8 protein-coding genes are annotated in these 8,171 nt (G+C 61.6%); 1 reads left to right on the forward strand and 7 read right to left on the reverse strand.

Annotated features, from left to right (window positions below; all coding sequences use genetic code 11):
* Positions 1-229: 229 nt before the first annotated feature.
* The 7 genes from JX325_RS09890 to JX325_RS09920 all read right to left on the reverse strand — a co-directional run bounded on the left by JX325_RS09890 (position 230) and on the right by JX325_RS09920 (position 5,825).
* Entirely contained in the window at positions 230-448 is a 219-nt protein-coding gene (locus JX325_RS09890; RefSeq protein WP_204790982.1) for a helix-turn-helix domain-containing protein, read from the reverse strand.
* A gap of 295 nt (positions 449-743) precedes the next feature.
* Positions 744-1,241 carry a Cys-tRNA(Pro) deacylase gene (gene ybaK / locus JX325_RS09895; RefSeq protein ID WP_204790983.1) on the reverse strand — a complete coding sequence of 166 codons (498 nt, stop codon included), beginning with the start codon at positions 1,239-1,241 and terminating at the stop codon, positions 744-746.
* 3 nt (positions 1,242-1,244) lie between these two features.
* Positions 1,245-2,117 carry a DMT family transporter gene (locus tag JX325_RS09900; RefSeq protein ID WP_204790984.1) on the reverse strand — a complete coding sequence of 291 codons (873 nt, stop codon included), beginning with the start codon at positions 2,115-2,117 and terminating at the stop codon, positions 1,245-1,247.
* A complete protein-coding gene (locus tag JX325_RS09905; protein ID WP_204790985.1) occupies positions 2,118-2,498 on the reverse strand; it encodes an MmcQ/YjbR family DNA-binding protein in 381 nt (126 codons plus the stop codon).
* Complete coding sequence (locus JX325_RS09910) at positions 2,495-3,052, reverse strand: flavodoxin domain-containing protein (RefSeq protein ID WP_204790986.1); 558 nt, start codon at positions 3,050-3,052, stop codon at positions 2,495-2,497. Before JX325_RS09910 ends, JX325_RS09905 begins: the two co-directional genes overlap by 4 nt.
* Before the next feature lie 18 nt (positions 3,053-3,070).
* On the reverse strand, positions 3,071-5,041 hold the full coding sequence (gene uvrB, locus JX325_RS09915) for an excinuclease ABC subunit UvrB (RefSeq protein ID WP_204790987.1): 1,971 nt from the start codon (positions 5,039-5,041) through the stop codon (positions 3,071-3,073).
* A 109-nt stretch (positions 5,042-5,150) separates the two neighbouring features.
* Complete coding sequence (locus JX325_RS09920; RefSeq protein ID WP_204790988.1) at positions 5,151-5,825, reverse strand: RadC family protein; 675 nt, start codon at positions 5,823-5,825, stop codon at positions 5,151-5,153.
* Between the two features lie 455 nt (positions 5,826-6,280).
* Here JX325_RS09920 and JX325_RS09925 point away from each other — a divergent pair, with 455 nt between their 5' ends.
* On the forward strand, positions 6,281-7,939 hold the full coding sequence (locus JX325_RS09925) for a ribonuclease J (protein ID WP_204790989.1): 1,659 nt from the start codon (positions 6,281-6,283) through the stop codon (positions 7,937-7,939).
* Positions 7,940-8,171 lie beyond the last annotated feature (232 nt).

Raw genomic sequence — 8,171 nt, forward strand, 5'->3', positions numbered from 1 at the left:
TCTCTCAATAGGACACTGTGGGACCCACCCTTCTATCGGTAGACCATTTCCATAATGGAAATATTCCGGTAGACCGGAAAACTCTCTTTGTGGGGCCTGACCCCCTGGTCAGGCCATTCTCCAGGAACTGCCCTTCTCCCGGTAGGCCATTCCTTCCGGGCCCATCCTTCTCCCGATAGGACACCCTGTAGGGGCGGACCTGTGTGTCCGCCCTCCCCCAGGTTTCCCCCTATCTCTCCTCAGACCGCCCCAGCAGATAATCGGTACTCACTCCAAAATAATCCGCCAGGGTGCATAATGTCAAGGCTTGGACGTTAATTTCTCCCTTTTCCATTCTCTGATAATTGCGGAGCGTCATGTCGAGGAAATCCCCCATATCCTTTTGCCGCTGCTTTTTTTCCTTACGGAGAATCTGAAGGCGATGGCCTAAAATCTCCAGTTGATTCATAAAATTTCTCCTTGACACGCGACGCAAAATGTCATATAATAAAAATATGACATTTCACTTCACTTTTTGGGGGTTGGCTATGCTTGCAGTCGAACAAAGACTTTTTGATACCTACGGCGAAACCATACTAAGGGAAATGGGGCACGGGTTTGACGAGGCGGAGCTGGAAAAATGGCTGGGGACTTTTCCCATTGACGGAAAGGTTCGCTATCGTATCGTCGATGGGCTCCTAGACTACTACCAGCATTGGGCCCCGGCGTCTTTCGCCGTCGGCTTCCGCTTGGGCNTCGCCCTCTTAAACGACGATATCCGCCGTTTCCGCCCGGAGAAGGTCTAGCAGAGCCCGGGGCTCCACCTCCACCTGGGCGCCGATCTTCCCGGCGGACACGTAGATGGTTTCAAACTCCAGGGCCGTCTGGTGGAAAATGGTGGGANACTGCTTCTTCATGCCCACCGGGCTGCATCCGCCCCGGATGTACCCCGTTACGGCGGTGATATCCTTCACCGGCAGAAGGTCGATGGATTTCTCCCCCGCCGCCTTGGCCGCCTTTTTCAGGTCCAGGCTGTCCGGCGTGGGGATGTCGAACACGTGATAGGTCCCCGAGGCTCCTTTGGCCACCAGGGTCTTAAAGGCCCGCTTGGGGTCCTGCCCCAGGGCCTGGGCCACATGGACGCCATAGTCCCGGGTGCCCTCCGGGCCCTCTTCCTCCTCATAGAAATGGGGGGTATAGGGGATCTTTTTCTGGTCCAGGATGCGCATTACATTGGTTTTCTCGTCCTTTTTCTTTGCCATGGTTCACCTCAAAATGATCACGCCCGCCAGGACGCAGAGAATCCCCAGGGCCGTCAGCGGCCCCAGGGTCTCGCCAAAGGCCAGCACGCCCGTCAGGGTGGCCGCCACCGGCTCCAGGCTGGCCAGGATGGAGGCTTTCCCCGGCTCTGTCCGGGCAAGGCCCCAGGTATAAAGAAGGTAGGGTATGGCGGTGGAGAACACCGCCAGAGCCAGGGCCGTCCCCCAGAGGCCGGGGTTCCCCCCGAAAACTCCCGCCAGCTCCGCCGGGCGGAGCAGGACCAGGGAGGCCGGGCCCGCGAAGAGGAAGGTCCAGACCGTCACCGTCAGGGGCGGGTAGTGGGCCAGGGCGTAGCGGCCGAAAATGCTGTACAGCGCGTAGAAGAACCCGGACCCCAGGCCCAGGAGGACGCCGGGGATCGTGACGGACAGCCCGCCGCTGAACACGCCGCAGACGCACGCGCAGCCCAGCAGGGTCAGGCCCAGGGCCAGGAGCTTTTTCCCGGTCACCGGCTCCTTCCACAAAACGGCGGACAGAATCACCACGAAGGAGGGGGCGGTGTAGAGCAAAATGGAGGCCGCCGCCAGGGAGCAGAGCTTCTGGCAGGAGAAGTAGCACACGGTGAAAAACACCACGCTGACCACGCCGGTGCCGAGAAAATATTTGAGGTGCCGCCGCTCCACCCGGAAGACGCTCCGGTCCTTCACGGCGAAGAACGCCGCCAGGAGAAGCATTCCCCCCAGGTTCCGCACCACGACGATGGAAAGAGGCGAAAGGCCCGCCGCCATCAGCGTCCGGTTCCATAAGCCGATCATGCCCCACAGGGCCGCCGCCGCCAGAATCGCGGCGCTGGCCGGGGCTCTTTTTTGCGTCTCCATCTATTCTCCCAAAATCTCCCGCTGCACATACTTGGGCAGCTTCTTCAAAACCAGCCCGTGGGACTCCGCGCAGAGCTCCCGGAGGGTTTCATCCGGCAGGCCCCCGTCCAAAAGGCAGGCGATCCAGCTGCGCTTGTCGCAGTAGAACCCCGGCAGGATTTCCGGGTGGGCCGCCCGGAGAATTTCGCTCCGGTCGGGCTCGCATTTCAGGTTCACCAGGTCGTGCCCGTTATACGCCTCGTCCTTCATCCCCTGGGGGGAGCAGACGGCGGCAAAGAGCTTACCCCGGATCCTATACCGGAACCAGGCCCATTCGGGCTTATAGTCCTTCTCCGCCCCGGGAAGGGACAGGAGGTATTCGTCCAGCCAATCGTATTTCATTTCCCATCCTCCGTCTTTTTCAACAGGGCGATCAAGGGGTTGGCGAAATCCTCGGAGAAGAGATCATAGGACGTGGAAATCATACGAACGAATTCCCGGTCCTGCTCCGACAGTTCNTCTTTTCCCTTAAGATGCCGCTTCATCACGGCGGCAAAGGTTTTCATCAGCGCCCGGTCCAACAGCGGCATCTTTTCATAGCACAGCCCTCCTGGCATATAAAAATGGGGAATCCGGTCCAGCTCGTCCGCCGTGAAATTTTTCTCCCAGGTCTGCCGCAGCACCATCTCCGCCGCCCCGGCGGGCATCNCGCCTGTGGCAAAGACCATCAGCGCCGCCCCGCTTGACCGCGCGATCGCTTTTGCCCGCTTCAGCCCGTCCACCGTCCCGGCGCGAAATCTTCCGCCAAATACCATGGTTTCATAGGGAGCCGCCGTTTTCGCGGAGACATCCTTCCAATCCATCAGCGTGCCGCCTGCCTCGCGGGCAATCACCCCGGCGTACCGCCGGGTGAAGCCGGTTACGCTTTTGCAGCAAACCAATACCCTGCCGTCCATATTTCGCTCCTTGCCCGCTTATTTCTCCCCCCGCAATTCGATGATCCGGTCCCGCAGAACCGCGGCGTATTCAAATTCCAGCATCTTGCTGGCTTCCTTCATTTCCTTTTCCAGGCGCTTGATCTCCGCGTCCCGCTCCTGCTTGTTCAGCTTGCGGTGGTGGCGGGCCCGGGTGGTCTCGTCCTCGGCGGTGGTGGAGATTTCCAGCACCTCCCGGACCCCCTTGATGATGGTCTTGGGGACGATGCCGTGCTCCTGGTTGAAGCGGTCCTGAATCCCCCGGCGGCGCTCCGTCTCATCCATGGCCGCCCGCATGGAGGGGGTGATGGTATCCTCGTAGAGGATAACCAGGCCCTCCGCGTTCCGGGCCGCCCGGCCGATGGTCTGAATCAGGGACGTCTCGGACCGGAGGAAGCCCTCCTTGTCCGCGTCCAGCACGGCGACCAGGCTGACCTCGGGAAGGTCCAACCCCTCCCGCAGAAGGTTGATGCCGATGAGCACGTCGANCTTCCCAAGCCGCAGATCCCGGATGATCTCCATCCGCTCGATGGTCTCCACATCGGAGTGCATATAGCGGACCTTGATGCCNGCGTTTTTGAAATACTCCGTCAGGTCCTCCGCCATTTTTTTCGTCNGCGTGGTCACCAGCACCCGCTCGTCCCTGGCCGCCCGGGCGTTGATCTCCTCCATCAAATCGTCGATCTGCCCGGTGACGGGCCGGACCTCCACCCGGGGGTCCAGCAGTCCTNTGGGGCGGATCACCTGCTCCACCACCTGGTCCGCCCGCTCCCGCTCATAGGGGCCGGGGGTGGCGGAGACAAAGACGGCCTGTCCGATGCGGCCCTCGAACTCCTCGAACTTCAACGGCCGGTTGTCATAGGCGCAGGGGAGGCGGAAGCCGTATTTCACCAGGGAGTCCTTCCGGGCGTGGTCCCCGTTGTACATGGCCCGGACCTGGGGCAGCGTGACGTGGCTCTCGTCCACAAACAGCACGAAGTCGTCGGGGAAGAAGTCCAGCAGGGTCATGGGGGCGGAGCCCTGGGGCCGCTCGGAGATGATGCGGGAGTAGTTCTCAATGCCGGAGCAATACCCCAGCTCCGCCATCATCTCCATGTCGTATTCCGTCCGCTGGCGGATGCGCTGGGCCTCCACCAGCTGGTTGTTCTCCGTAAAGGCCTGGACCTGCTCCTCCATCTCCCGGCGGATTTCCCCGATGGCCCGGTCCATCTTGTCCTTGGTGGTGACATAGTGGCTGGCGGGGTAGATGGCAATGTGGTTCAGCACCCGGTTCACGGAGCCGGTGATGGGGTTGAACTCGCTGACCCGCTCGATCTCGTCCCCGAAGAACTCCACCCGGATGGCCTTGTCCTTGTAATAGGCGGGGTAAATCTCCACCGTGTCCCCCCGGACCCGGAACATGTTCCGCTCAAAGGCGATGTCGTTTCGCTCATAGCGGATCTCCACCAGCCGCCGGAGGAGCTCGTCCCGGTCCCATTCCGCCCCCGCCCGGAGGGAGACCACCATCTTGGCGAAGTCATCGGGCTCCCCCAAGCCGTAGATGCAGGAGACGGAGGAAACCACGATGACGTCCCGCCGCTCCAGCAGGGCGCAGGTGGCGGAGAGGCGGAGGCGGTCAATTTCGTCGTTGGTGGAGGCGTCCTTGGCGATATAGGTGTCCGTGTGGGGAATATAGGCCTCCGGCTGGTAGTAATCGTAGTAGGACACAAAGTACTCCACGGCGTTGTTTGGGAAAAACTCCTTGAACTCCGCGCAGAGCTGGGCCGCCAGGGTCTTGTTGTGGGCCAGCACCAGGGTGGGCCGCTGGACGGCCTCAATGACCTTGGCCATGGTGAAGGTCTTGCCGGAGCCGGTGACGCCCAGGAGGACCTGCTCCTTCAGCCCGCTCTCGATGCCCGCCGCCAGGGCGGCGACGGCCTCCGGCTGGTCGCCGGAGGGCTGGTATTCGGATACGACTTGAAACTTTGGCATGAGGACCTCCTGCCGGTGGGATTTCAGTGAAGCGATCGGTTGTTATCTTACCACAAAGCCCGCCGGATTACAACGTTTGTTCGATATATTTTTCAAAAGCAGGACCCGCTTACCCCAAGTAGCCCGACTCGGAGAAGGACACATACTCACCGTCCGCCACGATGATGTGATCCTCCAGCCGCACGTCTATAGACTCCAGCGCCGCCTTGGCCCGAAGGGTGGCCCCCTGGTCCGCCTGGGAGGGCAGGGCCACGCCGCTGGGGTGGTTGTGGGCCAGAATGACGGAGCTGGCGCAGAAGGTGATGGCGTTCTGCACAATCTGGCGGATGTCCAGGTTCACCGCCGAGGCGCTGCCCTCCCCCAGGCGGCGGCAGGCCAGCAGCTTTCCCTTTCCGTCCAGGCAGATCTCATACACCGCCTCGTTCCGCTCCCGGGAGAAAAGCTCCAGAAGATATTGCCCCACCCGAGCCCGGGTGTTCAGCGCCAGCTCCCGCTCCAGGTCCGTCAGGCGGGCCCTCTGGGCGATTTGGGGAACCAGGCGCAGCAGCACCGCCGTCTGCGTTCCAACGCCCTTCACCTGGGCCAGCAGCTCCACAGGCGCGGAGAACACGCCGGAAAGGCTTCCAAACCGGTCCATCAGGGCATGCGCCAGGGGATTCACATCTCCTCTGGGGATGGCGTAATAGAGCAGCAGCTCCAGGGCCTCGTGGTCCGCGAAGCCGTTCAGCTCATTTTCCAAAAAGCGCTTCCGCATCCGGTCCCGGTGCCCGTCGTGGACGCCCATAAACGCACCTCCCCTGTAAGCTCCGCCCCTCCGCCGGCGGCGGCGGAATCTGAGCGCGGCATTTGGAGAATATGATAGCATATTTTCCAGGAGCCGTCAATCTTCCGGCGGATTTCGAAAAGTTTTTGTATACAAACGGGTTTTCCTGTGCTATACTATATCGAGTTGACGTTCCGGCGGCCCGTTCAGGGCGCCCGGGGCGGTTCCGCCGGGGCGGGTCCCCGGCGCTGATATCGGTATTTTTCCAGGGCGGGACGCGCTTCCCGGCTGGTCAAATAATATAGGGCTTTTCAAGCTCAAAGCGGCTTTCATATTCGGTTGCGACAGGACGCTGCCAAACCTCCGCCGGCGTAACGGGGCCGGGCGGACAGAGGGCGTCTCTTCTTTGCTGTGCCCAGACGCCGGATACAGGGCCGCAGTACATCTTTTTATATTGGTAAGGAGTTCTACAATCTATGGCAGAAAAACTGAAAATTATCCCTCTGGGCGGCCTGAATGAAATCGGCAAAAACATGACCGCCTATGAGTACGGCGGGGAAATCATCGTGGTAGACTGCGGTATGGCCTTCCCCGGGGACGACATGTACGGCATCGACTGCATCATCCCCGACGTGACCTACCTCATCAAAAACCGCGCCCGTATCCGGGGCCTGTTCATCACCCACGGCCACGAGGACCATGTGGGAGCCATTCCCTACGTCCTCAAGCAGGTAAACATGCCCATCTACTGCACCCGGTTTACCGCGGGCCTCATCCAGCTGAAGCTGGAGGAGCACGGCCTGGTCAAGAGCACCAAGCTCATCACCGTGGAGCCGGGCAAGTCCGTCCGGGCGGGGAAGTTCACCGTGGAGTTCATCCATGTGAACCACTCCATCGCCGACTCCGTGGCCTTCGCCATCCACACCCATATGGGTACCGTGGTCCACACGGGAGACTTCAAGATCGACTCCACCCCCATCGACGGGGAGGTCATCGATCTGGCCCGGCTGGGCGAGCTGGGGAAGGAAGGGGTCCTGGCCCTCTGCGCCGACTCCACCAACGTGGAGCGCCCGGGCTACACCCTCAGCGAACGGGCCGTGGGCCAGACCTTCATGCGCCAGTTCCAGGGCTGCGAGGAGCGGATCATCGTCACCACCTTCGCCTCCAACGTCCACCGCGTCCAGCAGGTGCTGGACGCCGCCGCCGCCCACGGGCGGAAGGTGGCCGTCACGGGCCGGTCCATGGAGAACATCATGCGGGTGTCCACAGAGCTGGGCTATATGAAGGTTCCCAAGAACACCCTGGTGGACATCAATAAAATCAAGAGTCTGCCGAAAAACAAACAGGTCATTGTCACCACCGGCTCCCAGGGCGAGGAGATGAGCGCCCTGTACCGCATGGCCTTCTCCACCCACAAGCAGGTGGAGGTGGGGCCCGGGGACAAGGTGATTATCTCCGCCTCCGCCATCCCCGGCAACGAGGTGACGGTGAGCCGGGTCATCAACGAGCTGTTCCGCAAGGGCGTCCATGTGGTCTATGACAAGGCCGACATGCTCCACGTCTCCGGCCACGCCTGCCAGGAGGAACTGAAGATCATCCACGCCCTCACCCGGCCCCGGTTCTTCATCCCCCTCCACGGCGAGCAGCGGATGCTCCAGATCCACAGCCAGGTGGCCCAGCAGATGGGCCTGGACCGGAACCACATCGCCATCGCGGAAAACGGAAGCGTCATTGAGCTGACGGCCAAGACGCTGAAAGCCAGCGGCGCGGTACCTGCGGGGGAGGTCTACGTGGACGGCTCCGGCGTGGGCGACGTGGGCGCCGTGGTCATGCGGGACCGCAAGCGCCTGGCCGAGGACGGCATGGTCGTCGTGGTCCTGCCCACCTCCAGCCACGACGGCGGCCTGCTGAGCCCGCCGGAGATCGTCACCCGGGGCTTCATCTACGTGAAGGAGTCCGGGGATTTGATGAAGGAGCTTCAGGGCATCGCCATGGACGCGGCGGAGTCCGTCACCCGCAAGCGCGGGCGGGACGACGGGGAGCTCCGGGGCGTGGTGAAGTCCGCCGTCAGCAGCTACCTGTTCAAAACGACAAAGCGCAGTCCCATGGTCATTCCCGTTGTGACGAGGCTGTGAGCGGAACAGGGCCGGCTCCCTTCGCAAAGGGAACGGTCCGCGGGGCGGACCGGGAGTTTCCCGCTTGTGGAAACCGCCGTACCGCCTGGGTCTGCCTCAGGCAATGTGTCCCTGCGTGTGATATAGAAGGAGGTCTGCCGTTTTGCGGCAGACCTCCCAGCTTGTCGAAAAAGTCTGCCTACCGGCAGACTTTTTCATGTAAAGATGATAAAATAGGGAGTAAGGGGTGAGG

Origin of the sequence: Oscillibacter sp. CU971 (genome assembly GCF_905219725.1) — a bacterium.
Taxonomy (GTDB): Bacteria; Bacillota; Clostridia; order Oscillospirales; family Oscillospiraceae; genus Oscillibacter.

What these genes read in the sequence shown, in the direction of transcription:
- JX325_RS09890 (WP_204790982.1), bottom strand. Translation starts at nt 448, where the DNA reads ATGAATCAACTGGAGATTTTAGGCCATCGCCTTCAGATTCTCCGTAAG.
- JX325_RS09900 (WP_204790984.1), bottom strand. Translation starts at nt 2,117, where the DNA reads ATGGAGACGCAAAAAAGAGCCCCGGCCAGCGCCGCGATTCTGGCGGCG.
- JX325_RS09905 (WP_204790985.1), bottom strand. Translation starts at nt 2,498, where the DNA reads ATGAAATACGATTGGCTGGACGAATACCTCCTGTCCCTTCCCGGGGCG.
- JX325_RS09920 (WP_204790988.1), bottom strand. Translation starts at nt 5,825, where the DNA reads ATGGGCGTCCACGACGGGCACCGGGACCGGATGCGGAAGCGCTTTTTG.
- JX325_RS09925 (WP_204790989.1), top strand. Translation starts at nt 6,281, where the DNA reads ATGGCAGAAAAACTGAAAATTATCCCTCTGGGCGGCCTGAATGAAATC.